Origin of the sequence: Alcanivorax sp. IL3 (genome assembly GCF_047495465.1) — a bacterium.
GTDB classification, from domain to species: domain Bacteria; phylum Pseudomonadota; class Gammaproteobacteria; order Pseudomonadales; family Alcanivoracaceae; genus Alcanivorax; species Alcanivorax jadensis.
On the sequence record NZ_CP179931.1, the window covers coordinates 3309362 to 3334744 of the forward strand.

The window sequence follows — 25383 nt, forward strand, 5'->3', positions numbered from 1 at the left end:
CTCAGGCCGTGCCCGCGATTCACGATCGCAGGTTCGCCATGCAAGCAAGCTCCTACAGCGGCCTAATGAGTCATGCTCACAGACGGGACAGCCATGCCGCGCGAAGCGCCGCCTTTCCCGGGTGCCGCCAATCCTTTCTTCGCGCCTTTCAACTTTGAACTTTCAACTTGCTCATTTTCTATCCCAGCAAAATATCCTGGGACGGCGTCACCCGCATTACCTCTTCAATGGTGGTCAGCCCCTTCGCCACTTTCATGGCGCCGCTGATGCGCAGGGGCTTCATACCATTCTTGAGCGACTGACGGGTGAGGGTTTCCAGTTCGGCGCCCCGGGAAATCTGCTGTTTCAGGGCGGTATTCAGGGGCATGGTTTCATAGACCCCCACGCGACCCAGGTAGCCGGTATCCCGACATTCCAGGCAGCCCACCGGCCGATAGATAACTTCCGGCGGCTTCATCTTGAAGGGGCGCACCAGCTCCTCCCAGGCCTGCACATCGGTCTCCGTGGCTTGCTTGCAGTGAGGACAAAGGGTGCGGATCAGCCGCTGAGCCATCACCCCCAGCACCGTGGCGCTGATCATGTAGGGCGGCACCCCCAAATCCACCAGCCGGGTAATGGACGACGGCGCATCGTTGGTATGCAACGTGGACAACACCAGGTGACCGGTAAGTGCCGCCTGAATCGCCATGTCTGCTGTAGCCAGGTCACGGATCTCGCCGATCATGATGATATCCGGGTCTTGGCGCAGCATGGCCTTGACCCCCTGGGCAAAACTCACGTCGATATTGGCCTGCACCTGCATCTGATTGAAGCTGGACTCCACCATTTCGATGGGGTCCTCAATGGTGCAGACATTCACCTCGCTGGTGGCCAGCTGCTTTAGGGTGGAATACAGGGTGGTGGTCTTGCCTGAACCGGTGGGCCCGGTGACGAAGATGATCCCATGGGGATGCGAGGTCATCCGCTGCCAGGACTCATAGTCCTCCGAGGTGAAGCCCATCTGCTCGAAGCTGCGCACCAGGACATCCGGGTCAAACACCCGCATCACCATCTTTTCCCCGAAGGCAGTAGGCAGGGTGGAAAGTCGCAGCTCGATCTCATCCCCCTCCGGCGACTTGGTCTTCAAACGGCCATCCTGGGGTTTGCGCTTTTCCGCCACATTCAGGCGACTGAGAATTTTCAGTCGGCTGGTCACCGCCGCCATGATCGCCGCCGGCAGTTCGTAGACATCGTGCAGTACGCCATCGATACGGAAGCGCATCTTGCCGGTTTCCCGGCGCGGCTCCAGGTGAATATCGCTGGCCCGCTGGGAAAACGCATACTGCAGAATCCAGTCCACAATATTGACGATGTGCTGGTCATCCGCGTCATGATGCCCCTTACCCACTTCCAACAACTGCTCGAAGTTGGTAATGCCGGACATTTCCTGGCCGGTTTTGCCGGAAGCACCGGCGATGGAACGGCTCAGGTTGTAGAACTCAACGCGGTAGCGGCGCAGCTGCTCCGGGTTGGCCAGCACCACCTCCAGCTCCCGGTCGCGCAGCACCTGCTTGAGGTGGGCCTGCCAGTCACGAACAAAGGGCTGATCGCAGGCCACCACCACCTTGTCGCGCAGCACTTCCAACGCCACGATGCCGTGGCGCTCGGCAAAGGCGTAGCTCATCACATTGGTGACCTGGTCCACATGCACCTTGAGTGGATCAATATGGCAGACCCGGATACCTGCCTTCTCCCCCAGCCAGCGAGTAAGAAATTCCACATCCAGCAACTGATGGGTATTACTGCGATCGGTAAGCCGATACTTGGCCAGCACCTGGATCGGATGCCAGTTCAGCTCCTTCTTTTCCCGCGGCGTGGTGGAAATGACATTGAAGTCCTCCTGACTGACGCGCCCTTCTTCCAGCAACTCGCGCATCAGCCAGCGCACATCAATCAGCAGACCATCCAGTTTGGCGGGGTTGGCGGTGGCGTTCACTCAAGACTCTCCGGTTTGACCAACGGGCCGTCCTGCGGCCTCATTATTTTGTCCTAGTACTGTAACCCTATCATTGAACCCCTGACAGCCCCGGCGGCTTTGACTATACTCGCGACCAGTTTCATGACATGTCTGTGACAGACGCACGGTCGTGCCATGACCCGAGCCCTCTCCCTACTGGGCGACCGCCCGGGAAAGTGGGACACTGATTCCACCTGAAGCCCCTGCTTCAGGTTTTACTCTGACTCTGGATCCGAGGCGCCTATGTCCTTTGGAAGCTCCATTGCCGGCCTCTTTGGCCGCTCCCCCATCAAGCCCCTGCAGCAACACTACGACACCGTTCACGATTGTGCCCGCACCCTGGCAGATTTCTTCGCCGCCGTTACCGACGGTGACTGGGACAAGGCACGCGCAGCCCGCAAGCACATCGCCGAGCTGGAAAACCAGGCCGACGAACTGAAAAAAGAGTTCCGCCTGAACCTGCCCAAAAGCCTGTTCCTGCCCATGCCTCGCACCGATCTGCTCGATCTGATCAGCGTGCAGGACAAGGTCGCCAACAAGGCCAAGGACATTTCCGGGCTAATGCTGGGCCGGCAAATGACCATTCCACCGGTGCTGGCCGATGTGATGCGCGACTATGTGCAGGGCGCCATCGACACCTCCGCCCAGGCCCAGAAAGCCATCAACGAGCTCGATGAACTGATCGAGACCGGCTTCAGCGGTCGTGAAATCCAGATCGTGGAAGAGCTCATCGAAGAGCTGGACCGGCTGGAGCGCAACAACGACGAGCAACAAATCACCATCCGTTCCACCCTGTTCAAGCTGGAAAGCGAACTGCCCCCGGTGGATGTCATTTTTCTCTACAAGATCATCGAATGGGTAGGCGATCTCGCCGATCGCGCCCAGAAAGTGGGCGGCCGCCTGCAGATGTTGGTCGCACGCTAGGAGCTATCTTATGGAGTGGATGATTGAACACAGCTATTTGATGCTACTGCTGGCCGGCGCCTTCGGCTTCCTGATGGCCTGGGGCGTGGGCGCCAACGACGTGGCCAACGCCATGGGCACCTCGGTGGGCTCCGGTGCCCTGACGGTGAAACAGGCGGTGATGATCGCCATCGTCTTTGAATTCTGCGGCGCCTATCTGGCCGGTGGCGAAGTGACAGCCACCGTGCGCAAGGGCATCGTCGATGCCGGCGTCTTTGCCGAGTTCCCCCACTATCTGGTCTACGGGATGATGTCCGCCCTGCTGGCCGCCGGTATCTGGCTGATTGTTGCCTCCTGGTTCGGCTGGCCGGTCTCCACCACCCACTCCATCGTCGGCGCCATTGTCGGCTTTGCCGCCGTGGGCGTGGGCATGGACGCGGTCAACTGGGGCAAGGTGGGCAACATCGTCGCCAGCTGGGTCACCTCGCCCTTGCTGGCCGGCTTTATCTCCTTTGCCCTGATCAAGAGCGTACAGAAGCTGGTACTCAACCAGGATGATCCCTTTCAGCGGGCCAAGCGGGTGGTGCCCTTCTACATGTTCCTGGTGGGCTTCGCGATTAGCGCCGTCACCCTGCTGAAAGGCCTCAAGCATATCGGCCTGGAAATCAGCTATGGCGCCAGTCTTGGCTGGTCCGCCGTTGGCGGTCTGGTGGTCGCCGTGATCGGCGCCGCCATTCTCAGCCGCATCCAGCCCAACCCGGAAGCCGACAAGGAATTCCGCTTTCACTCCGTAGAACGCATCTTTGCCGTACTGATGATCTTCACCGCCTGTGCCATGGCCTTCGCCCACGGCTCCAATGATGTGGCCAACGCGGTGGGACCGCTGGCCGCCATCAACAGCGTTATCGTCAACGAAGGCGTGATCGGCGGGGAAGCCGCCATGCCTGGCTGGATTCTGCTGGTGGGCGCCATGGGCATCGTCTTCGGTCTCGCCATTCTCGGCGCCAGGGTAATGGCCACGGTGGGCAAGAACATCACCGAGCTGACCCCCAGCCGCGGCTTCGCCGCCGAGCTGGGTGCCGCCGGCACCGTGATCCTGGCCTCCGGCACCGGCCTGCCCATCTCCACCACTCACACCCTGGTCGGGGCGATCCTGGGCGTGGGCATGGCCCGCGGCATCGGCTCCCTGAACCTGCGCGTGGTCAGCACCATCTTCACCTCCTGGGTGGTGACCCTGCCGGCCGGGGCCCTGCTGTCCATTCTGTTCTTCTACTTCTTCAAGGGCCTGTTCGGGGCGTAGCAGCACTGACAGGCTTCACGAAGCACACTGACGCCGCCCTCCGGGCGGTGTTTTTTTATTCGCGGTCGAACGACCGCTCCCACGGGAGCCAGAACCCACCTTTGTGGGAGCGGTCGTTCGACCGCGATTACCCACATCTGGCATCCCACCACAGCCGCTGGCTATACTGGCCTGTCAGCCACCAACCGCCGAGACACGCCGTGCCCAGCACCACCCCCGACAATCAGGTCCACTGGTTCCGCAACTCGTCCCCGTACATTAACGCCCATCGGGGCCGTACCTTTGTGGTCATGCTCTCCGGCGAACTACTGGACGGCCCGCGCCTGCCTACCCTGATCCACGATCTGGCCCTGCTCAACAGCCTGGGCATCAAGCTGGTACTGGTTCACGGCGCCCGCCCGCAGATCAGCGCGCGGCTGGCGGAGTCCGGCATCGAATCCACCTTCGAACAACACATGCGCATCACAGACAGTGCCGCCCTCAACGGCGTCATGGCCGCCGTGGGCGCCCTGCGCCTGAAGCTCGAAGGGCTGTTCTCCATGGGGCTGGCCAACTCCCCCATGTACAACGCCGGCATCCGCCTGATCAGCGGCAATTTCGTGGTCGCCAAACCGGTGGGCGTACGCAACGGTTTCGACTACCAGCACACCGGCGAAGTGCGGCGCATCGAAGTGGATGCCATCCGCCAGCAACTGAGCAATGGCAATGTGGTGCTGCTGTCTCCGCTGGGCTGCTCGCCCACCGGCGAACTGTTCAACGTGAACGCGGAAGAAGTGGCCTCCACCGCCGCCATCGCCCTGGGCGCCGACAAGCTCATCCTGATGGGTGATGACCTGCGCCTGGCCGACCCGGAAGGCAACCTGGTCCGCGAACTCAGCCCCCAGCAGGCAGGCAAATTGCTTGCGGGTGACCAGTACCAAGACAACGGCGTGGATCGACAGCTCACCGCCGCCTGCCACGCCGCCAGCAACGGCGTCGGCCGTGCCCACCTGATCGACGCCAACGACGACGGCGCCCTGCTCAAGGAACTGTTCACCCGCGACGGCTGCGGCACTCTGGTCACCCGGGAAACTTACGAGACCCTGCGTGGCGCCCGCATCGACGACGTGGGCGGCATTCTGGAACTGATCGAACCCCTGGAAGCGGACGGCACCCTGGTGCGTCGTTCCCGGGAACTGCTGGAAAACGAAATCCAGCGCTTCGCCATCATCGAGCGCGACGGCATGGTCATCGCCTGCGCCGCCCTGTATCCCTTCCCGGACGACAAGACCGGCGAACTGGCCTGCGTGGCGGTACACCCCGGCTACCGCAAGGGCGAGCGCGGCGCCCAGCTACTGGGCTACCTGGAACGGCGGGCAAAAGAGCAGGGGCTCACCAGCCTGTTCGTGCTCACCACCCTGACCGCGCACTGGTTTCAGCAGCAGGGGTTTGAACTTGCTGGGGTGGAAGCGCTGCCGGGGGCCCGGAAGTCGCTGTATAACTGGCAGCGTAACTCGAAGGTGTTTGTGAAAAACCTATAGCCACTCAATCAAAAATTAACATCAAGGGACATCCTCACTATTTATGTCGACTTCTAACGATCAAAATAGCTTAGCAAACCTTTTTTTAAAGCCAAAAGTATCTAGCCTCTGGTACAACCAAAAAGAAGTAAAACTAGACGGCTATACTTTCGAGACATGCAGATTTGACAACTGCGTACTAATAGTCACTACTGCAAACTTTGAGCTTATAAACTGCTTTATAGGTGACAACACATCTTTCAGGTTTGGAACGGAGATATCCAACCCAATAAGACTTTTTAACCATGGAGACGATCGCGTTTACAATAAAAACCCTTTTTTTGCGCCCATCAGGAATGCAGATGGAACAGTAACGATTAAGGCTCATGACAATGATTAATCGTGCAAGCGCAAAACTGTCCGCAGATGTAAAGATCGTTGCCCAAAAAAGTCAAGCAGCCCCATTGGCCCTCTTAGGTCTTTGCGCACTCTCTTTGATAGGCGGTTTCTTTTTCTTGTGGCATCAGCCTGAAAGATCATGGATCTGCTTTCTATTTAGTTTTCTTTTTTTAGCTGTAGGGACCATTTGCTGGTGGCTCTCACATAAGAGAAGCGACCTCGACAGCGGAGCCCCAACGATTATTGACAGCAAAAAAACAGGATTAAGCCTAACAACAGATTCTCGATTACTTGACAGCAAGTCATCCGCAGAAACCCTTGCCAGACTTATCACAGAAATAGCACACAGAGAGCCTCTTCCAGAACCTGATGGCATGATTGACGAAAACGGGATACCAAATCCCGAGAGAAAAGCTGAGGCAAAAAAAATAGTAGACGAAGCAAACGAGGAAGCTCACAAAGCTGCACTATCCCTTCAGAATACCCCAAGCGAGACCAGAACCATTTCCTCCGCAGCAGCAAGTACTCATACCTCGACACTTGGCAAACCCCACTCTTAAACAATGCCGCATAGATCGCCGCCAGGCAGTGGGCGAGCATCTACAGCCCAACCAATCTGTAGGTTACAATGCGACCCCTTACGCCCTGTTTGCTGAAATCACGAGGTTCCCATGCCGCAGTATCGCTCCCGTACCACCACCCATGGCCGTAACATGGCCGGCGCCCGTGCCCTGTGGCGCGCCACGGGCATGAAGGACGGGGACTTCGGTAAACCGATCATTGCCATCGCCAACTCCTTTACCCAGTTCGTGCCCGGGCACGTGCACCTGAAGGATATGGGCCAGCTGGTGGCTGGCGAAGTGGAGAAGGCCGGCGGGATCGCCAAGGAATTCAATACCATTGCGGTGGATGACGGCATCGCCATGGGCCACGACGGCATGCTCTATTCCCTGCCCAGCCGCGACATCATTGCCGATTCCGTGGAGTACATGGTCAACGCCCACTGCGCCGACGCCATTGTCTGCATCTCCAACTGCGACAAGATCACCCCCGGCATGCTGATGGCCGCCATGCGCCTGAATATTCCGGTGATCTTCGTGTCCGGCGGCCCCATGGAAGCGGGCAAGACCAAGCTGGCAGAGGGCAAGCTGGACCTGGTGGACGCCATGGTGATGGCCGCCGATGACAGTGTGGACGAAGAAACCCTCAACGAAGTGGAGCGCTCCGCCTGCCCCACCTGCGGTTCCTGCTCCGGCATGTTCACCGCCAACTCCATGAACTGCCTCACCGAAGCGCTGGGCCTGTCTTTGCCCGGCAACGGCTCGCTGTTGGCCACCCACGCGGACCGCCGCGAACTGTTCCTGGAAGCCGGCCGTCGCATCGTGGATGTGGCCAAGCTGTATTACGAACAGGATGTGGAGGCGGTGCTGCCACGCAACATTGCCTCGGTGAAGGCCTTCGAAAATGCCATGAGCCTGGATATCGCCATGGGCGGTTCCACCAACACCGTGCTGCACTTGCTGGCGGCGGCACTGGAGGGCGAGATCGATTTCACCATGGAAGACATCGACCGGCTGAGCCGCAAGGTGCCGTGCCTGTCGAAAGTGGCCCCGGCCACCCAGAAGTACCATATGGAAGATGTGCACCGCGCCGGTGGCGTCATGGGCATTCTTGGTGAACTGGACCGGGCCGGCCTGCTGCACCGGGACATTCCCATGGTCCATTCCGCCAGCGTGGCGGAAGCGCTGGAGCATTACGACATCATGCGCACCAGCGATTCAGGGGTGAAAAAGATGTTCACCGCCGGGCCGGCGGGCATCCCCACCCAGACCGCCTTCAGCCAGGACACCCGCTGGGACAGCCTGGATGACGACCGGGAAAACGGCTGCATCCGCAACTACGAAAACGCCTACAGCAAAGACGGCGGCCTGGCGGTGCTGTACGGCAACATCGCCGAGCGCGGCTGCATCGTGAAGACCGCCGGGGTGGATGACTCCATCCTCACCTTCACCGGTCGCGCCCGGGTGTTCGAATCCCAGGATTCCGCCGTGCGCGCCATCCTCGGTGACCAGATCGTCGCCGGCGACGTGGTGGTAATCCGCTACGAAGGCCCGAAAGGCGGCCCGGGCATGCAGGAAATGCTCTACCCCACCAGCTACCTGAAATCCAAGGGGCTGGGCAAGCAGTGCGCCCTGCTCACCGATGGTCGTTTCTCCGGCGGCACCTCCGGCCTTTCCATCGGCCATGCCTCCCCGGAAGCGGCGGAAGGCGGCGCCATTGCTCTGGTGGAAGAAGGCGACACCATCGCCATCGACATCCCCAACCGCTCCATCAACCTGGACATTTCCGACGAGGAACTGGCCCATCGCCGCAGCAAGATGGAAGCCCGCGGCAAACTGGCCTACAAGCCCATGGAAATGCGCCCACGCCGGGTATCCACCGCCCTGAAAGCCTATGCGGCCCTGACCACCAGCGCCGACCGCGGCGCCGTGCGGGATCTCAGCCAGCTCAACAAGTAACCGACTCGGGCGGCTTTCGGGCCGCCCTTTTCGTTGGCCCCGCTTCCCATCCGCCCCTGCCGGTTTCATGACCGTTGCCGCACCCCGGTAGACAGGGTGTTGCCACACGGCGCTTTCTGAACAAGTATCTAAGGGCCTGCTCCCACTACCGAAATGGCGTCTGTAAGCCCCAAAACTCGCCGATCTAGGCATAAGGAGCGACGTTTGGTCTCTCCAAATGAGTGACGAATAACGACGAGTGGCGGATTTTGGGGCTTAACCCGCAGGGCTGACACCTTTTTCCGCCCAGCAGCGCCATCCGCTGTTTATGTAGAATGACTACACGACACATCGGCTGACACTACTGGGCGAAAAAATGCATTCAGCAGACGCTATTTCGGTAGTGGGAACAGGCCCTAGAAACCCTGACCGGCGCCGACGCGTTATCCCCTCGGCGGTCCCGGCTTGTGCCCACTACGAGGAGCACTCTGTTAATGAGTCTGACACAACGTTTGATGCCACTGGTGGCCAAGTTGATCACCAGCGAACGCCTGCAACAATGGCGGCGGGCCTTTCGTGAATGGCAACGCAAGCTGAAGCGGCGCCCTCATCAGGCGGTATTCTACTTCCGCATTGATGACCCCTATTCGGTGCTGATGGCCCAGGTATTGCCCCGCTTTGCCCGCCACTTCGGCATCACCATCACCCCCCGGGTGATGCTGTATCTGGATCAGCAGATGTACCCGGCGGCGGACATGCTGGAAGAACTGGCTCCCCGTGATGCCATTCAGCTGGCCCGGGTTCATGACCTGGATTTCCCTGACGCTTGGCAATTACCGCCTCGGGAAGTGAGCCTGGCGGCCACCCGCTGCCTGCTCAAGCACGAGGGCGACGAGCGCTTCTGGAGCCTGGCCGCCGCCCTGGCGGATGCCCTGTGGCGCAACGACCACGACAAGCTGGAAGAGCTGCTCACCGAACACGGCCAGATGCCCGCCGACCGGGCCCAGCTGGCACTGGAAGCCCGTCGCGACCAGTTCCTCAAGGATGGCCACTACCTCACTGGCACGCTGCAGTACGAAGGTGAGTGGTACTGGAGTATCGAGCGGCTGGACCATCTGGCCCATCGTCTCAACGACCTGGGCCTGGGCAGCGCGGACTGGCCACTGCCCTACGGCCGCGCCAAACGGGCCCGTCTGAAAGAGGTCCCGGAAGGCCTGAAAGGCAAGCCGCTGGTGCTGTTTTTCTCCTTCCGCAGCCCCTACTCCTACCTGGCGCTGGCCCGCACCTATGCCATGGCGGACCATTACGGCCTGAACCTGAAAATTCGCCCGGTCCTGCCCATGGTGATGCGCGGGCTCTCGGTCCCCAAGGCCAAGCGTTTCTACATCCTCAAGGACGCCGCCCGGGAAGCCCGTCTGCACAAGGTGCCATTTGGCAAGGTGTGCGATCCGGTCGGTGCCGGGGTGGAACGCTGTATGGCCATCTGGCCTTTCGCGGAAAAGGAAGGCCGCCTGCGCGAATGGCTGCGTGCCGCCGCCACCGGCATCTGGAGCCAGGGCATCAATGCCGCCACCGACAACGGCCTGAAGTTTCTGGTGGAAAATGCCGGGCTGGACTGGAACCGGGCCCGCCGCTGGCTGGACGACGACAGCTGGCGCGACCGTGCCGAAGACAACCGCAACGCCATGATGGCCGCCGGCAGTTGGGGCGTACCCAGCTTCCTGACCGAAAACACCATGGTCTGGGGGCAGGATCGCTTTGCGGTGATCGAGGCATGCCTGCTAGCCTCACAGGCCGATGACAAAGACTGAGATAACCTAATCTTCATTCCAGTAGGAGCGGCGCTTGAGCCGCGAAGCCCCAGAGATCTTTTCGAAGACGGCTTCGCGGCTCAAGCGCCGCTCCTACGGCATATAAAAATCACGGAGAAAACATCATGACCCTTGCCTATTGGTGCGTGCTTGCCGCCATTTTCCTGCCCTACCTGAATACCGCTTTAGCCAAATTCCAGGGCGGCTTCGGCCCGAAGCAGAACCATAACCCGCGCGAATTCCTGGAAACCCTGGAAGGCAGCCGCAAGCGCGCCCACTGGGCCCAGCAGAATGGCTTCGAAGTCACCCCCGCCTTTGCCGCGGCCGTGATCATTGCCCACCTGGCCCAGACCGCCCCTCAACCCACCATCGACGGCATCGCCCTGGCCTTCGTGGTCAGCCGGGTCATGTTCACCGTCTGCTATATCGCCGACTGGGCCAGCGCCCGCACCCTGGTATGGGCCTTTGGCATGGGTTGTATCGTGGCGCTGTTCGTGGGCGTTGGAGCATAAAGAGCAGGCAATTGATCATTGAGAATGGATAATTGATAACTTAAAACCATGAAAGCCACCGCCAGCCCTTACTGGAGGTGGTTTCCGTTATCAATTCTCAATTTTCCATTATCAATTCAGCAAAACGTGCCCGATATCTTCACCATCACCGTCAACGGCAGGGAACGCTTCTCCTGCCATGACGACCAGACCATCATCGAGGCCGGCCAGCAGGCCGGCTTCGGCTTTCCGGTGGCCTGCCGCAATGGTGTCTGTGAGCGCTGCATGGGAACGCTTCAAAGCGGACACGTTCAGCAAAGAAACCACACCATTCATGCGGGCGATGCCGATAGCATCCAGGTGTTATACTGCATCGCTCAGCCACTCAGCGACTGTGAGATCGATGTGCCCGAGGTGACCGCTCCCGGCGAACTGCCGAGCCATGAAGTTCATTGCCAGATTCAGCAGATTGAAGCGCTCAATCACGATGTGAGTCGGGTCTGGTTACAGCTACCCGCCGGCAAGCGGGTGCAGTGGCATGCCGGGCAATACATGATGCTCAACCTGAACGGCGAGAGCTTCCCCTTTTCCATCGCCAACCACTGCGATGGCCGCCGCCTGGAATTACATATCCGCCACGGCGACGATAACAGTGCCGCCCAGGACATCATGGCGCACCTGACATCAGCCAGCACCGTCAGCGCCACCCTGCCCGCCGGCATGCGCTTTATCGACAGCGCCCCGGAACAGCCGGTGTGGTTTATCTGTGGCTCCACCGGTTTCGCCCCGGTAAAGGCCATGGTCGAACGCCTGATCGCCCTGGACTTCGACCACCCGGTCCGCCTGTTCTGGGGCGCCCGCACCCCGGAAGATCTCTACCTGCCGACACTCCCCTCCCAGTGGAAGATGGCACTGAAAGACTTCGATTTCACCACTGCCCTCTCCGACATCCGTCACCCGGACCACGCCGAAGGCCTGGTGCATGAGGCAGCGCTGGCGGCCCTGAACGAACCGGAGTTGCCGCTGTTCTACCTGGGCGGTTCCCCGCCCATGGCCTGGGCGGTATTCGATGCGCTGGTGGAAGAAGGCGTCCCCGCCGGCAATATCCACTGTGACGTGTTTGATTACGCGCCCAGGGAATAGCTGCAGCAACGCGGGCTAAACCCGTGCCGACCGAAGAGGCCTGAGCCCGCGATGCGAGTCTAATTCGTCATTGGGCATCGAGCATTCGCCTCGAATCGCGGCCAAAACGCTCCCGGACTGGCAACAACCGAGCCCGCGTTGTAGCTTGAAGCTTGTAACTTGTAGCTAATTCCCAAGGAAAGGATGCGATGGCGCAGGATTCTCCGCCCACGGCGCATAACCAGACATTGCTTCTGCCTTGCCACGAATGCGACCTGGTATGCGAAGTAGACCTTCGCCAGGAAAGCGGCTGGCTACAGTGCCCCCGTTGTCGGCACCCGCTGATGCGCCAGGCGCAGAGCGATCAACTGACTCCCGCGCTGGCCTTTACCGCGCTGATTTTGCTCGGCCTGTCGTTGCTCTTCCCCTACATCGGTTTCGAGAAAAATGGCATTGAGAGAGCCATGACGGTGACCGATGCCGCCTGGGAACTGGCGGTCTATCACCACCCGTCGCTGGCGGTCATCGTGATCGCCACCATCATCGTGATCCCCGCGCTCTATCTGCTGTCGATTTGCTGGATACACCTGAGTCTGTCCGCCCGCCGTCATCTGCCCGGCAGCCTGTTGCTGGCCCGCTGGCTGCCCCGCATGCAGCCCTGGATGATGGCAGATGTGTTTGCCATCGCCGCATTGGTGAGCCTGGTAAAGATCGTCGCCATGGCCCATATCCAGCTGCTCTCGGCCTTCTGGACCTTTTCCGGCTACGCTTTGTTGTTGCTGATTACCGTCACCCGCATGAATACCGTGAGCCTGTGGCAGCGGTTGCTGGGTAATCTGCAGCAACCCGCCGCTACCCGCAGCGGACTCACCGCCCGCAGCCAGGGGCTGATCGGCTGCCAGCGCTGCGGGCAGTTGCAAACCCTGGGCAGTCACCATTGCCACCGCTGCCACAGCAGCCTGCATGACCGCCACCCGCTGACCCTGCAACGGGTCTGGGCACTGCTGATCACCGCCATCCTCTGCTGCTTCCCCGCCCACCTGTTTCCGATCATGACCACCACCAGCCTGGGGCAGAACGAGCCGTCCACCATCATTGCCGGTGTCATGCTTTTCATCCGCCATGGCGACTGGCCCATTGCCCTGATCATCTTTACCGCCAGCGTGCTGGTGCCGTTCGGAAAAATCCTGGCGCTGGGCTGGCTATGCATTGCCAGCCGCCGGCGCGACACCCTGGACATGAAAAACCAGATGGCGCTCTACCGGATCACCGAATGGGTGGGGCGCTGGTCCATGATCGATGTATTCGTGGTGGCCATCATTGTCGCCCTGTTCCAGATGGGCAATATTCTTACCGTGACCCCGGGCGTGGGTGGCGTGGCCTTTTCCGCCGTGGTGATATTTACCATGCTGGCGGCCCACCAGTTTGATCCGCGCCTGATCTGGGACCAGCAGCAGAAGCTGCCCCCCAACACACAACCGGAGCATCAGCCTTGAGTGATACCCAAGCCGAACCCCGCCGCACCCGGCTTTCCGCCGTCTGGCTGATCCCTCTGGCCGCTGCCCTGATCGGCCTGTGGCTGGTATTCAGTTATCTCTCCAGTCAGGGGCCGGTAATTACCCTGAAACTGACGGACGCGGAAGGCATCAACGCCGGCAAGACGCCGGTGAAAACCCGCAATGTGCAGGTCGGCCTGGTAGAAAGCGTGAGGCTGTCGGATGACATGAGCCACACACTGCTGACCGTACAGATGCAGTCAGACACCGACCGCATGCTGGCCGAGGACACCCGCTTCTGGGTGGTCAAACCCCGGATCAGCAGGGAGGGCGTGAGTGGCCTGAACACGGTACTGTCCGGCTCCTACATCGAGCTGATGCCCGGCGAAAGCGGCAAGAAGGGCAAGCGTTTTCAGGTACAGGACACGCCGCCCCCGGAAAAAACCGGCGCCGGCCTGTTCCTGAAACTGGTCAGCGAGGCAGGGACCAATGTGGACGTGAGCGACCCGGTGCATTTTCGCAGCCTGAAAGTGGGCCGGGTGGTGGAAACCCGCTTCAATGCCAGCGACAAGCGCTTCCACCACCGCATCTTTATCCAGAAGCCCTACGACGTGCTGGTCTCGGACAGCAGCCGTTTCTGGCAGGTCAACGGGCTTGGCTTCAAGCTCGATGCCCGCGGCTTCCAGGCTCAGATCCACTCCCTGGAAGCCCTGATCGGCGGCGGCATCACCTTTGCCGTCCCTGATGGCAATATGCGCGCCGGCGACCCGGTAAAAGACGAGCGGGAGTTCACCCTGCACAACGATGAAGAAAGCGCCCGGCGGGCTCTCTACACCGACACCCTGGATTATGTGTTGCTGGTGGAGAGTAGTGTGCGGGGCCTGAAAACCGGCGCCCCGGTGGAGTATCGCGGCATCCGTGTGGGCACCGTGGAACAAGTGGCCTGGAGCTTTGCCCAATCGGGCCCGGGCACTATCAGCAGTGCTCCCATTCCGGTGCTGATCCGCCTGGAACCCCAACGCATCACTCACCAGAGCCGGGAAGATACACAGCGCTGGCGGCAGGAAATCGATCGCATGATTGATGATGGTCTGCGCGCCAGCCTGAAGCCGGGCAACCTGCTCACTGGTGCCCTGTTTGTGGATCTGGATTTCCATGCCGACACGCCCGCTGCCAACAGTGGCGAACGCTATGCGGATGTGGCCGTTTTCCCCACGATCGACAGCGGCGGCATCAGCAAGATCGAGGACAAGATCCAGCGGCTTCTGGATACCCTCAACAACCTGCCCATGGAATCCATTGCCGGCAACCTGAACCGCAACCTGGACAACTTGGCCGGCACCACCCAACGGCTCGAAGCCCTGCTGGCCGACCCGGCACTCAATGCCCTGCCGGAACGGCTTACCGGCACCCTCGGCGCCCTGGAAGGTACGCTGCAGGGCTGGCAGACCGGCGGCGACGGCTACCAGCAACTGCAAGGCACCCTGCAGAAACTGGATCGTCTACTCAACGACGCCGAACCGCTGCTGGATACCCTGAATCGGCAGCCCAATGCACTGATCTTCCAGCGCCAGCCGGCCCCCGATCCGCAACCCAGAGGCTCCCGCCAATGAAATCATTGTTCATTTCCGGCCTGCTGGTCACCCTGATGGTGTGGCTGAGCGCCTGCAGCCAGACCCCGCCGGCACCCGCGCCGGACTACCTGCTACCCGGCGCCAGCCACAGTGGCCACAGCCCACTACAGATTCGCGTAAGCCTGGCCAGCTACCTGGACCAGGGCGGCATCGTGTTGCAACTGAGCGACACCGAACTGCACGTGGCCCGCCAGCATCGCTGGGCGGAGCCACTGGGCTCGCAACTACAGCGGGCGCTGGCGGCCACCCTGGCAAGCCAGACAACACTCCATGAACTGGGGAAACTGGATCTGCAACTCAGCCGCTTTCAGGGCGTGCAGAGCAATGGGGGTGACGTGGCCATGATCACCGGCACCTGGCAATTCACCCATGAAGAGCAAGTCCAACGGGGAACCATCGAGTGGCAGGGCCCTATTGGCGGCGAGGGCTATGCGGCACTGGTTAAAGCCCTGGATCAGGGCTGGCAGGAAGTCGGGCAGAGCATCACCCAGGCCCTGAAATAACCCGCCACACCGGGCCGCAAGGGCTCGACGGGTTTTGTAGGAGCGCCGCTTGAGGCGCGAACAGCATTAGAAGCGAGTCACGAGGTTCGAGTTTCGAAAGTCCTTTCGTTCCTCGTAACTCGGCCCTGTTCGCGCCTCAAGCGGCGCTCCTACAGCAAAAAGGCCGCACCAGAAATCCGGCGCGGCCTTTTGGTTTTCGTTTGCCAATGCCGTTCTACAACGACTTCTCCGGCATCGGCAACGCGGGCAACTCTCCGTCCAGTTGCTGCAGGCGACGCTCAAAGGCCTTCTGTGCCTTGCTGGTATCACCCAGCGCCTGATACAGCCGAGACAGTTCAGCCAGGGCTGTGGCGCTCTGGCTGGAGTTGGCGGCGGCCTCAAAGAAACCCTGGGCCTTGCCCCACAGACGGGCCTTGAGAGCCACTCGACCGGCCGTAATCAACACCGCTGCGTTACCCGGTCGTTCTGCCAGCCAGCCTTCCAGCACCTGTAGCAAATCATCCGGAGACATATCATCGATGGCTTCCAGTACCGGCGGTAAGCGGTCATCCCACTGTTGGGTCAACTGCTCACGGACCAGATTCAAGGCGCCCTTACCACCGCCCAGCTGGGCCAGAAAACCGGTATAGCGGGCCACCATGGCCGGATCATTCTTCAAATGAACCGGCACATCCTTCCATAGCTTGCGCAGTTCCTCCCGACGGCTGTCCGCATCATTGAAGCCGGGCTTGCGCGCGGTTTCCTGCAGCAGGGCCAGCCAGGCTCGGCGTTCACGACGGGATTCCTTGCCCTCACCGAAGGCGCGCTTGAGGCGCGGCATCAGGGCGCACAGAGCCGGCCAGTCTTTCTGGCTCTCCAGCACTTCCGCATAGGTACGCAGGATGCGTTTGTTGCGCGGCGCCAGGTCCGCCAGCACCTTGAGCTCCTGGCGGGCCTGCTCCGGATAACCATCATCCAGCGCGAAACGGGCCTTCATCAGCCCGGCCACCAATTGGCCACGGCGGTCGCTGCTGGCATTTTCCAGATACCGCTGACTGGCCTCCACGTTCTCCTGTTCCTGAGCCGCTTCCGCCGCCAGCAACCAGGCCAGCAGGGGCCAGTCACCGTCTTCTCCGGCGGCTACCAGCAGCCGCTCGGCCTTTTCTTGTTCGCCATCCACCAGTTGCAGAAGACCACTGCGCAAACGCCGGGCCGCCACGGCTTTTTTCCAGCGACGTGTAGCTCGCACCGGCTCCAGCACATTCCAGGCGGCATTGCCGAGCAGGGTAAGCACCACAATGGCCACCACCGCCAGCAGTGCCGCCAGCACCACAAAGCCCAGGGTGGTGTCCAGGGAGAAGTCATCGCGGATTACCAGCACGTAGCCGGAATCCGCCGCCATCCAGCGCCCCAGTGCCAGTGCGGCAACCAGGGCGATGACGATCAGCAGGGCGACTTTTTTCATGCACCGCCCTCCTTGCGTTTCAACTCTTCAATGGCAGCCAGACCCGCGCCAATCTCCGGCAGGGCCTGAGCCACACTGCTGCCACCCAGCTCTTTCAACGCCTTGCGCATTTGCACCGCCCGCGGCTCATCCTCACGGAACCACTGGGCCAGCGTCGTGCGCGCATTATCCAGCGCCTGCTGGTAGGCCTTGGCACGTCCTTGCATTAGCGCCAGCTGCGCCTGCTGCAGACTGCCATCCAGGGTCAGACGCACCAGTGACGCCTGCTCGGCAGACAACGGCAACGGCACAGCCCCTGCGTGATGACGTACATTGATCGGCAGGCGGTCGAGCACGTCTTGCCACCAGGGCTGATTCACTTCAGGTAAATCCCGCTCGGGAGGGGCTTCCTCCACTGGCACCGCCAGCTCAGCGGTAATCTGACGCAGGGCGCCCAGGCGAAGCACCATGCCTTGCACATCCACCTGACCGGCACCGCTGAGTTTTTCCATGTCCATGGCCAGCGCCTGACGGCCCGGCAGCACCTTGGGATCATCAAGGCGGGCCAGGGTTTCATCCGCGGCTTTCAATAAACGCCGCGCGGCAGAGGCATCCTGGGTCAGCAGCAGTCGCTGGCTGGCCAGGCTGGCCAGTGCCCGGGCTTCGTTGACCAGCCACAGTGTTTGCCCACCACTCTGCATATCGCTGAGCACGGCGCGATCCTTGACCATACGGGCGGACAGCTCCGCCTGTTTTTTCTCGAAGGAAGACAGCGCGCCCTGCACCTCGCTGCGCTGGCTGGCCATGGCAGCTTTCAATTCGCTGATCTGACCGGCAAGACCGGCTTTTTCTTTCTGCATCTGCTGGAACTGTTGCCAGCCCCACCAGCCACCGGCCCCCAGGGCCGCCAGAACCACCAACGCCACCAGTACAACCCAGACGCTCTTGCCTGTCTGGCGGGAATAAAGACGTTCCTGCGTCATGTCAGCTCCATGTTCTGATTATCTGGCACCCCCAAACGGGCGATCCTCTGCGAAAACCTTAATTGGGGCTGCGCTGAGTGTCCATTAAACAATGTAATAGGAGAGGCAAACAGGGCATGAACCCGGGAGATAGATTACAAAACACTACCTTGGCGATATGAAGAAATCAGTCATTCATGTTCTTTATGCAGAAGGCAGAGTGGCCAGCATATCTTCATCATGGGCACTGGCCGCCACTCGCACTGGACCGGCATGTTCCGCACGGATATGAGAGGCCACTCGCTCCCCGGCAGCCACCACCCCGACGTCAGGTGGAATTTTTTCGCTGATGGCTCGCCAGCTTTCCACACTGGTCACCATGACCCAGTTGCATTGTGCAGGGCAATGAAATGCTGCGCAGGGCAAACGACGATAGAACGGCAGGGTGACAACTTCCGCTCCTCGCTCGGCAAGAGTCTGTGCCAATAATTCCCGACCGCTATCACCACGACACAACAGCACTTTTTTTTCCGTCAGTTGCTGCAGGCAGGGCAGGGATAGCACCGCTTCGGAATTGAAACCGCCGTCAGGAACGGTGGGCTGCAGATGCCAGCGGGTAATTTCCGCCGCAGTGGCCTTGCCTACCGCCAGCCAGTGGACGCCCACCGGCCACTGGGGCCAGATATCCGCCATGGCGGCCAGGGCCAGGCGGGCGGCATTACTGCTGGCGAAGAAAACCGCATGGAACAAATCCAGGTCCATCAGCACCCGGCGGGTCGTATCGCTGACCGGCAGCGGCTCGATATGCAGTGCGGGGCTGTGCAGCGGCTGATAGCCAGCCTGACGCAGGGCATCCATTAAGGCCTGCTGCTGCCCCCGGGGACGGGTGACCAGCACCTGCATGACAATCAGCCTTTCTCGTAGAGAGCCTTGAGGATCACATCCGCCCCCTGGGCCAGCAGTTGCTCGGCAATCTCCACACCCAGTTCGGCACCGCGCTCGCGGGGGGCGCGCCCTTCTGCACGGAGCACCTGTTTGCCGTTTTCCTCGGCAACCAGGCCACGCAGCCAGAGCTGATCGTCTTCCAGCAACGCGAAGCCGGCGATAGGCACCTGACAACCACCCTCAAGACGTCGATTCATGGCTCGTTCCGCCACTACCCGGTCCCAGGTATCCACATCACTGAGCGGACTCAGCAGTGCGATGGTGCGCTCATCGCCTTCGCGGCACTCGATGCCGACCGCACCCTGCCCCACCGCCGGCAGGGATTCCTCCGGCGGCATTTCGTAACGGATCCGCTCGTGCATCTCCAGCCGCTTGAGCCCGGCAGCGGCGAGGATAATGGCGTCGAACTCGCCGGCATCCAGCTTGCCCAGGCGGGTCTGCACATTACCGCGCAGGCTTTTCACCACCAGGTCCGGGCGGTTGGCCTGTACCTGGGCCTGACGGCGCAGGCTGGAAGTCCCCACACAGGCACCATGTGGCAGAGCAGACAGGCTGTCATGATGATTGGAGACAAAGGCATCGCGGGGATCTTCCCGCTCACAGATCACCGGCAGCGCAAAGCCTTCCGGCAATTCCATGGGTACATCCTTCATTGAATGCACGGCAATATCCGCACGGCCGTCCATGATGGCCTCTTCCAGCTCCTTCACGAACAGGCCCTTGCCACCAATCTTGGCCAGCGGGGTATCGAGAATCTTGTCACCCTGGGTCTTGATCCGAACCAGCTCCACGCTCAACCCCTCATGCAGACTTTCCAGACGCTGCTGAACGTATTCTGCCTGCCAGATGGCAAGCGGGCTGGAGCGGGTGGCGATACGCAAGACTTCGCGGGACATGGGAGATCCTGTGGTTCTGAAATGAGGAGGACAGTTTACAGGAAGAGAAGCTCATACCGTAGGAGCCATGCTCGCCATGGCGAACTGAGCGCAGCGAACCATTGAGATCGCAAGCAAGTTCGCCATGGCGAGCATGGCTCCTACAAATTCAAAAGGGGCAATCAGTTACCGTAAACCACCACGGTAAACTCCGCCAACACCCCGAAGAAGTTCTGGGACTCGTAGTCCACATGATGGATTTCGGTGATGCCGCCGTTGCGCGCTGCGGTCTGGATGCTGGCGTCGCCGGAGGCAATGATGCCGAGAATCGAACGGGTACTGGCTCGGCCAACCCGGGTGGGTTTCTCGGTGGAAGCAGTGGCGGTGAGCGGCGCTTTCACGTTGCCGTAGAGCAGACCGGTGACCGGCATGGTGGCGGAGGCACAACCGCTCAGTGCTGCGGCGCTGACCAGCAGAAGAAGAAGCTTTTTCATGGCAGGTTTCCTGTTCTTGTTATTGGATTGCTAGGAACATGGGGAGGTCCAAGGCTAGCATGCCGACAGACCTCTGTTAACGACTACAGATTCTGCAGCACCCGGCGCAAGCCGGCCACATGCCGGCGGCTGACAGTGAGCCTTTCATCGATGCCGCGCAGGCGTACCTGGTGGTGGCCGGCAGTGGCCATCTCCATACCCTCGATAAACTTCAACGCCACCAGGGCATTGCGGTGAATACGCACGAACTGGTCACCGAATTCGGTCTCCAGCTCCTTGAGGGTTTCATCGATCAGCACTTCGCCCTCGCCGGAGCAGACGGTGACGTATTTCTGGTCAGCCAGGAAATAGCGCACCTCATCCACTGGCACCAGTTCCAGACCCCGGTGGGTGCGGGCACTGATATGCCCGCGCCGGCGCGGCTTTTCTTCACTGACATCCCTGCCGATTTCCGCCAGTTGCACCCGGTTCAGGGTCCGGGCCTTGCCCAGCGCCGTGGCCAGATCATCGGCACTGACCGGCTTGAGCAGATAGTCCACCGCATGGACCTTGAAGGCCTGCAGGGCATGTTCGTCATAGGCGGTACAGAAAATCAGCGCCGGGGGATTATCCATCTTGCTGAGATGCTCGGCGGCTTCCATACCGTCCATTTCCGGCATGCGAATATCCATCAGGATCACGTCAGGCCTGGTGATTTGAGCCTGATCCACAGCCTCGCGGCCGTTGGCCGCTTCTGCCACCACTTCAACGCCGTCGGTTTTCTCTACCAGCCGCTTGAGCCGGTCCCGAGCCAGTTGTTCGTCGTCGCACACAAGCACCCGCATAATTCCCATCCTTTTTTATTGCAGCGGATATCGGATTTCGATTTCGTATTCTTTTTGTTGCGGCCGTGATTCCACCGCCACCTCGTCACCATACAACGCTTCCAGTCGATGACGAATATTCTCCAACGCCATTCGGTTGCCGTTGTGGTGCCCGTCGCCTTCCGGCTTGGGGTTACTCACCGATAATACCAACTCGCCATCTGCTGCCAGGGCCCGGATCGTCACCACGCCGCCCGCAGCTAATGGTTGTATGCCATGATAAATGGCATTTTCGAGCAAGGGTTGCAAGGTTAACAGCGGAATCATCACGCTTTTTGCCTCCACGCGGATATCCCATTCCACCTGGAGACGCTCGCCCATGCGCAATTGCTCAATATGAATATAGCGCCGACACAGCTCCAGTTCCTCATCCAGAGAGACCTCGTTGCCGATATTCTTCAGGCTGGCCCGAAACAGCACCGACAGATCTTCCACCACTTTCTCGGCGGTATCCGGGTCCACCGCAATCAGGCTGGCGATGATGTTCATGGAATTAAACAGGAAGTGCGGGCGAATCCGTGATTGCAGGGCCTGGATGCGCGCCTGCAATTCCGCCTGCCCCTTCTGGCGAAGCTGTTCTTGCACGTAGAAATAGCGCATGACCAGGCCGGCAATAATGGCGGCAATCAGGCCGTTGACGAGAATTTCCATGGACCACAGGGAGCCCGGCATCAGATTTCCGGTCACCCAGCTCATCACCAGGGCCGCCACCACGCTGAACACCAGGGTGTCGATTACCACCAGCAGCACCACCGCCACCGCCGCACCGGCCGGAGCCAGGCGATTGAGTCGGGAACGTAGCTGGCAGACCAGCGCCGCCGAGGTAAGTCCCACCCACTGCACAAACAGGGAGGTGATCGCCAGCCTGCCCATGCTGAAATCGCTGTAATAGGTGGCCACCAGGTTGATTACCAGGGCCATGAGCTCCGCCACCACCACCACCACCAGCACCGCGCGGGTGCTGCACAGATCAGGCAGGAAGCTGGTATTGGGCCGGTCGTCCGTGGCCGCCATTGATTCTCCTATCAGTAAAAATCACTAGTTACAGGCAGTTATACCTTAAGCGAGCACGTCACCCAAGCAATACCGATTGTTCAGGGGGTCCCCGGTCCCTGCTATACTGCGCGCCTCGCAAATCCGGCTTTATGCATGGGAACCGTACGATGACCGACAAGCAGCAGAACAAACTCTGGGGCGGCCGCTTCAGCGAATCCACCGATCAGTTCGTTCAGGAATTCACCGCCAGCGTGAATTTCGACCGGCGCATGTACCGCCAGGACATCTTCGGCTCCCAGGCTCATGCCACCATGCTGGCAGAAGTGGGCGTGCTCACCGATGAGGAGCGCGATGCCATCATCAACGGCCTGGCGGAAATCCAGAAGGAAATCGAAGCCGGTGAATTCCAGTGGTCCGTGGCCCTGGAAGACGTGCACATGAACATCGAGGCGCGGCTCACCGACAAGATCGGCATCACCGGCAAGAAGCTGCACACCGGCCGCAGCCGCAACGACCAGGTGGCCACCGATATCCGCCTGTGGCTGCGCGATGAAATGCTGATCATGGAAGAGCAGTATCTGCACCTGATGACCGGCCTGCTGAACCTGGCCGAGCGTGAAGCGGCCACTATCATGCCCGGCTTCACCCACCTGCAGACCGCCCAGCCGGTGACCTTCGGCCACCACCTGCTGGCCTGGTTCGAGATGCTCAAGCGCGACCGCGAACGCCTGCTGGACTGCAAGAAGCGGGTCAACCGCATGCCGCTGGGCGCCGCTGCACTGGCTGGCACCACCTACCCGATCAACCGCGAGCGCACCTGCGAATTGCTGGGTTTTGACGGCGTCTGCGAAAACTCGCTTGATGCCGTCAGCGACCGGGACTTCGCCATCGAATTCTGTGCCCTGGCCGCCCTGACCATGACTCACCTGTCACGGATCAGCGAAGAACTGGTGCTGTGGACCAGCGCCCAGTTCAACTTTATCAACCTGCCCGACCGCTTCTGTACCGGCAGCTCCATCATGCCGCAGAAGAAAAACCCGGACGTGCCGGAGCTGGTGCGCGGCAAGACCGGACGCGTCAACGGCCATCTAATCAGCCTGCTGACCCTGATGAAGAGCCAGCCGCTGGCCTACAACAAGGACAACCAGGAAGACAAAGAGCCGCTCTACGACGCCGTGGACACCATCAAAGGCAGCCTGCGCGCCTTCGGCGACATGATCCCGGCCCTGGAGCCCAACCGCGAGGTAATGCGCGAAGCGGCCCGTCGCGGTTTCGCCACCGCCACCGACCTGGCCGATTACCTGGTACGCAAGGGCATTGCCTTCCGCGACTCCCACGAAATCGTTGGCAAGGCCGTGGCCTACGGCGTAGAAAAGAAGAAGGACCTGAGCGACATGTCCCTGTCTGAACTGAAGCAGTTCAGTGATCAGATCGAAGACGACGTGTTCGACGTGTTGACTCTGGAAGGGTCAGTGAGCGCCCGTAACCATATCGGTGGCACCGCCCCCGATCAGGTGCGCGCCGCAGTTGCCCGTGCCCGGCAGGCGCTGGACAATACCGGTCACTGATCAACCTCGGGCGGACAGGGCACGGTCCTTTCCGCCATCTTTCGCCGAGGCGGAAAGCACCACGCTATCCGCCTTCGCACGCACATTCGGAGCTTGATGATGCGCATCATCGCCCTGCTATTTGTCGCCCTGCTGGCTGGCTGCGGCCAGAAAGGCCCGCTGTACTTTGCCCCTCAGGAACCCGCCGCCGAGCCCGTAGAGGCACAGGACGACAACGCCGACCAACCCGCCGCATCCGACCAGGATGACGGGGAACAGGAATAATCATGGATCACTTCCAGTACCGCGACGGCGAGCTGTTCGCCGAAGAACTGCCGGTAGAACAACTGGCCGACCGTTTCGGCACGCCGCTGTACCTCTATTCCCGTGCCACCCTGGAACGTCACTTCCAGGCTTTCGACGAGGCCTTCGGCGATCATCCTCACCAGGTCTGTTATGCGGTGAAAGCCAACTCCAACCTGGCGGTACTGAACGTGCTGGCCCGTTGCGGCGCCGGCTTTGATATCGTCTCCGGCGGCGAACTGGAGCGGGTACTGCGCGCCGGCGGCGATCCGGACAAGATCGTGTTTTCCGGCGTCGGCAAGACCGCCGATGAAATGGCCGCCGCCCTGAAAGCCAACATTCATTGCTTTAACGTGGAATCCGCCGCCGAGCTGGAACTGCTCAATCTGGTCGCCGGCGAACTGGATCGTGAAGCGCCCATCGCCATCCGCGTGAACCCGGATGTGGACGCCCAGACCCACCCCTACATCTCCACCGGCCTGAAGGACAACAAGTTCGGCGTGGATATCGCCAAGGCACCGGCACTCTATCAGCGCGCCGCCGAGCTGCCACACATCAAGGTATTGGGCATCGACTGCCACATCGGCAGCCAGCTCACCAAGCTGTCGCCCTTCGAAGATGCCCTGGAGCGGGTACTCAAGCTGCTGGAACAACTGCAGCATCTGGGTATCGAGATTCACCATCTGGATCTGGGCGGCGGTCTGGGCGTGACCTACAACGAGGAAGCGCCTCCGGCGCCGGCAGATTACGTGCAGGCCCTGCTCAAGCACATCCCCGGCGACCTGCCGGTGCATATCGAGCCGGGCCGGGCCATTGCCGCCAACGCCGGCATCTTTGTCACCCAGGTGCTGTTTCTCAAGCCCACCGAACACAAGAACTTCGCCATCGTCGACGGCGCCATGAACGACCTGATCCGACCGAGCCTGTATTCGGCCTGGCAGAACATCGTGCCGGTAAAACCCCATGATGCGGATTGTCGGGACTGGGATATCGTCGGCCCGGTCTGCGAAACCGGTGACTTTCTCGGCAAGGACCGGGCCCTGTCCCTGGAGACCGGCGACCTGTTGGCAGTGCGCAGTGCCGGCGCCTATGGCTTTGCCATGGCCAGCAACTACAACAGCCGCAACCGCCCCGCCGAAGTGATGGTGGATGGCGACCAGGCCTTTGTGGTGCGCCAGCGGGAAACCTATGAAGATCAGCTAAAACTGGAATCGTTACTACCCTGACTCCAGCGAACAGAAATCACGGCATAAGGCGGAAATACCTGAAAGGTATTCCGCCTTTTTTATTGCAGCGTTTTGGCAGGGCGTCGCCAGGATTAAC

The 25383-nt window shown here is 60.7% G+C and carries 22 protein-coding genes; 14 read left to right on the forward strand and 8 right to left on the reverse strand.

Going from position 1 to position 25383, the window contains the following annotated elements; all coding sequences use genetic code 11:
- Window positions 1-178: 178 nt before the first annotated feature.
- Window positions 179-1915, reverse strand: coding sequence for a GspE/PulE family protein (locus ACMG4M_RS15385; RefSeq protein ID WP_273010198.1), 1737 nt, complete (start codon window positions 1913-1915; stop codon window positions 179-181).
- A 324-nt stretch (window positions 1916-2239) separates the two neighbouring features.
- Here ACMG4M_RS15385 and ACMG4M_RS15390 point away from each other — a divergent pair, with 324 nt between their 5' ends.
- From ACMG4M_RS15390 to ACMG4M_RS15440, 11 genes are all read left to right on the forward strand, one after another.
- Complete coding sequence (locus ACMG4M_RS15390) at window positions 2240-2920, forward strand: TIGR00153 family protein (protein ID WP_414430342.1); 681 nt, start codon at window positions 2240-2242, stop codon at window positions 2918-2920.
- A gap of 10 nt (window positions 2921-2930) precedes the next feature.
- Complete coding sequence (locus ACMG4M_RS15395) at window positions 2931-4199, forward strand: inorganic phosphate transporter (RefSeq protein ID WP_414430343.1); 1269 nt, start codon at window positions 2931-2933, stop codon at window positions 4197-4199.
- A 200-nt stretch (window positions 4200-4399) separates the two neighbouring features.
- The gene (gene argA / locus ACMG4M_RS15400) at window positions 4400-5719 is read left to right on the forward strand and encodes an amino-acid N-acetyltransferase (protein ID WP_414430344.1); all 1320 of its coding nucleotides are present in this window, start codon (window positions 4400-4402) and stop codon (window positions 5717-5719) included.
- A 365-nt stretch (window positions 5720-6084) separates the two neighbouring features.
- Window positions 6085-6657, forward strand: a complete 573-nt coding sequence (locus tag ACMG4M_RS15405) for a hypothetical protein (RefSeq protein ID WP_414430345.1) — start codon at window positions 6085-6087, stop codon at window positions 6655-6657.
- A gap of 111 nt (window positions 6658-6768) precedes the next feature.
- A complete protein-coding gene (gene ilvD / locus ACMG4M_RS15410; protein WP_414430346.1) occupies window positions 6769-8616 on the forward strand; it encodes a dihydroxy-acid dehydratase in 1848 nt (615 codons plus the stop codon).
- A gap of 473 nt (window positions 8617-9089) precedes the next feature.
- The gene (locus ACMG4M_RS15415; RefSeq protein WP_414430347.1) at window positions 9090-10406 is read left to right on the forward strand and encodes a DsbA family protein; all 1317 of its coding nucleotides are present in this window, start codon (window positions 9090-9092) and stop codon (window positions 10404-10406) included.
- Between the two features lie 125 nt (window positions 10407-10531).
- Window positions 10532-10918, forward strand: a complete 387-nt coding sequence (locus ACMG4M_RS15420; RefSeq protein ID WP_035245252.1) for an MAPEG family protein — start codon at window positions 10532-10534, stop codon at window positions 10916-10918.
- A gap of 48 nt (window positions 10919-10966) precedes the next feature.
- Window positions 10967-12040, forward strand: a complete 1074-nt coding sequence (locus tag ACMG4M_RS15425; RefSeq protein WP_277672796.1) for a 2Fe-2S iron-sulfur cluster-binding protein — start codon at window positions 10967-10969, stop codon at window positions 12038-12040.
- A 188-nt stretch (window positions 12041-12228) separates the two neighbouring features.
- Window positions 12229-13515 (forward strand): paraquat-inducible protein A, encoded by a 1287-nt coding sequence (locus tag ACMG4M_RS15430; RefSeq protein ID WP_052042470.1) that lies wholly within the window; start codon window positions 12229-12231, stop codon window positions 13513-13515.
- A complete protein-coding gene (gene pqiB, locus ACMG4M_RS15435; RefSeq protein ID WP_035245258.1) occupies window positions 13512-15128 on the forward strand; it encodes an intermembrane transport protein PqiB in 1617 nt (538 codons plus the stop codon). The genes ACMG4M_RS15430 and pqiB overlap by 4 nt, the downstream gene beginning before the upstream one ends.
- Window positions 15125-15652, forward strand: a complete 528-nt coding sequence (locus ACMG4M_RS15440; RefSeq protein ID WP_035245259.1) for a membrane integrity-associated transporter subunit PqiC — start codon at window positions 15125-15127, stop codon at window positions 15650-15652. The genes pqiB and ACMG4M_RS15440 overlap by 4 nt, the downstream gene beginning before the upstream one ends.
- A gap of 214 nt (window positions 15653-15866) precedes the next feature.
- Here the strand turns inward: ACMG4M_RS15440 and ACMG4M_RS15445 are convergent, their stop codons facing one another.
- From ACMG4M_RS15445 to ACMG4M_RS15475, 7 genes are all read right to left on the reverse strand, one after another.
- A complete protein-coding gene (locus tag ACMG4M_RS15445; protein ID WP_414430348.1) occupies window positions 15867-17096 on the reverse strand; it encodes a heme biosynthesis protein HemY in 1230 nt (409 codons plus the stop codon).
- Window positions 17093-18058 (reverse strand): uroporphyrinogen-III C-methyltransferase, encoded by a 966-nt coding sequence (locus ACMG4M_RS15450; protein WP_414430349.1) that lies wholly within the window; start codon window positions 18056-18058, stop codon window positions 17093-17095. Before ACMG4M_RS15450 ends, ACMG4M_RS15445 begins: the two co-directional genes overlap by 4 nt.
- 183 nt (window positions 18059-18241) lie before the next feature.
- Complete coding sequence (locus ACMG4M_RS15455) at window positions 18242-18940, reverse strand: uroporphyrinogen-III synthase (RefSeq protein WP_414430350.1); 699 nt, start codon at window positions 18938-18940, stop codon at window positions 18242-18244.
- A gap of 5 nt (window positions 18941-18945) precedes the next feature.
- Window positions 18946-19878, reverse strand: coding sequence for a hydroxymethylbilane synthase (gene hemC, locus ACMG4M_RS15460; RefSeq protein ID WP_035245267.1), 933 nt, complete (start codon window positions 19876-19878; stop codon window positions 18946-18948).
- A gap of 161 nt (window positions 19879-20039) precedes the next feature.
- Window positions 20040-20351 carry a TRL-like family protein gene (locus ACMG4M_RS15465; protein ID WP_035245269.1) on the reverse strand — a complete coding sequence of 104 codons (312 nt, stop codon included), beginning with the start codon at window positions 20349-20351 and terminating at the stop codon, window positions 20040-20042.
- Between the two features lie 83 nt (window positions 20352-20434).
- A complete protein-coding gene (locus tag ACMG4M_RS15470) occupies window positions 20435-21175 on the reverse strand; it encodes a LytR/AlgR family response regulator transcription factor (protein ID WP_035245271.1) in 741 nt (246 codons plus the stop codon).
- 15 nt (window positions 21176-21190) lie between these two features.
- A complete protein-coding gene (locus ACMG4M_RS15475; protein ID WP_272962166.1) occupies window positions 21191-22228 on the reverse strand; it encodes a sensor histidine kinase in 1038 nt (345 codons plus the stop codon).
- Between the two features lie 149 nt (window positions 22229-22377).
- Between ACMG4M_RS15475 and argH the strand changes: the two genes are divergently transcribed.
- From argH to lysA, 3 genes are all read left to right on the forward strand, one after another.
- On the forward strand, window positions 22378-23778 hold the full coding sequence (argH, locus tag ACMG4M_RS15480) for an argininosuccinate lyase (RefSeq protein WP_035245274.1): 1401 nt from the start codon (window positions 22378-22380) through the stop codon (window positions 23776-23778).
- Between the two features lie 96 nt (window positions 23779-23874).
- Window positions 23875-24042: an LPS translocon maturation chaperone LptM gene (gene lptM, locus ACMG4M_RS15485; RefSeq protein WP_414430351.1), complete on the forward strand. Its 168-nt coding sequence runs from the start codon at window positions 23875-23877 to the stop codon at window positions 24040-24042.
- A gap of 2 nt (window positions 24043-24044) precedes the next feature.
- Window positions 24045-25286 (forward strand): diaminopimelate decarboxylase, encoded by a 1242-nt coding sequence (lysA, locus tag ACMG4M_RS15490; protein ID WP_272962163.1) that lies wholly within the window; start codon window positions 24045-24047, stop codon window positions 25284-25286.
- The last annotated feature ends 97 nt before the right edge of the window (window positions 25287-25383 follow it).

What these genes read in the sequence shown, in the direction of transcription:
- ACMG4M_RS15385 (WP_273010198.1), bottom strand. Translation starts at nt 1,915, where the DNA reads ATGCGCGAGTTGCTGGAAGAAGGGCGCGTCAGTCAGGAGGACTTCAAT.
- ACMG4M_RS15390 (WP_414430342.1), top strand. Translation starts at nt 2,240, where the DNA reads ATGTCCTTTGGAAGCTCCATTGCCGGCCTCTTTGGCCGCTCCCCCATC.
- ACMG4M_RS15395 (WP_414430343.1), top strand. Translation starts at nt 2,931, where the DNA reads ATGGAGTGGATGATTGAACACAGCTATTTGATGCTACTGCTGGCCGGC.
- ACMG4M_RS15405 (WP_414430345.1), top strand. Translation starts at nt 6,085, where the DNA reads ATGACAATGATTAATCGTGCAAGCGCAAAACTGTCCGCAGATGTAAAG.
- ilvD (WP_414430346.1), top strand. Translation starts at nt 6,769, where the DNA reads ATGCCGCAGTATCGCTCCCGTACCACCACCCATGGCCGTAACATGGCC.
- ACMG4M_RS15415 (WP_414430347.1), top strand. Translation starts at nt 9,090, where the DNA reads ATGAGTCTGACACAACGTTTGATGCCACTGGTGGCCAAGTTGATCACC.
- ACMG4M_RS15420 (WP_035245252.1), top strand. Translation starts at nt 10,532, where the DNA reads ATGACCCTTGCCTATTGGTGCGTGCTTGCCGCCATTTTCCTGCCCTAC.
- ACMG4M_RS15425 (WP_277672796.1), top strand. Translation starts at nt 10,967, where the DNA reads ATGAAAGCCACCGCCAGCCCTTACTGGAGGTGGTTTCCGTTATCAATT.
- ACMG4M_RS15430 (WP_052042470.1), top strand. Translation starts at nt 12,229, where the DNA reads ATGGCGCAGGATTCTCCGCCCACGGCGCATAACCAGACATTGCTTCTG.
- ACMG4M_RS15440 (WP_035245259.1), top strand. Translation starts at nt 15,125, where the DNA reads ATGAAATCATTGTTCATTTCCGGCCTGCTGGTCACCCTGATGGTGTGG.
- ACMG4M_RS15445 (WP_414430348.1), bottom strand. Translation starts at nt 17,096, where the DNA reads ATGAAAAAAGTCGCCCTGCTGATCGTCATCGCCCTGGTTGCCGCACTG.
- ACMG4M_RS15450 (WP_414430349.1), bottom strand. Translation starts at nt 18,058, where the DNA reads ATGACGCAGGAACGTCTTTATTCCCGCCAGACAGGCAAGAGCGTCTGG.
- ACMG4M_RS15455 (WP_414430350.1), bottom strand. Translation starts at nt 18,940, where the DNA reads ATGCAGGTGCTGGTCACCCGTCCCCGGGGGCAGCAGCAGGCCTTAATG.
- hemC (WP_035245267.1), bottom strand. Translation starts at nt 19,878, where the DNA reads ATGTCCCGCGAAGTCTTGCGTATCGCCACCCGCTCCAGCCCGCTTGCC.
- ACMG4M_RS15465 (WP_035245269.1), bottom strand. Translation starts at nt 20,351, where the DNA reads ATGAAAAAGCTTCTTCTTCTGCTGGTCAGCGCCGCAGCACTGAGCGGT.
- ACMG4M_RS15470 (WP_035245271.1), bottom strand. Translation starts at nt 21,175, where the DNA reads ATGCGGGTGCTTGTGTGCGACGACGAACAACTGGCTCGGGACCGGCTC.
- ACMG4M_RS15475 (WP_272962166.1), bottom strand. Translation starts at nt 22,228, where the DNA reads ATGGCGGCCACGGACGACCGGCCCAATACCAGCTTCCTGCCTGATCTG.
- argH (WP_035245274.1), top strand. Translation starts at nt 22,378, where the DNA reads ATGACCGACAAGCAGCAGAACAAACTCTGGGGCGGCCGCTTCAGCGAA.
- lptM (WP_414430351.1), top strand. Translation starts at nt 23,875, where the DNA reads ATGATGCGCATCATCGCCCTGCTATTTGTCGCCCTGCTGGCTGGCTGC.
- lysA (WP_272962163.1), top strand. Translation starts at nt 24,045, where the DNA reads ATGGATCACTTCCAGTACCGCGACGGCGAGCTGTTCGCCGAAGAACTG.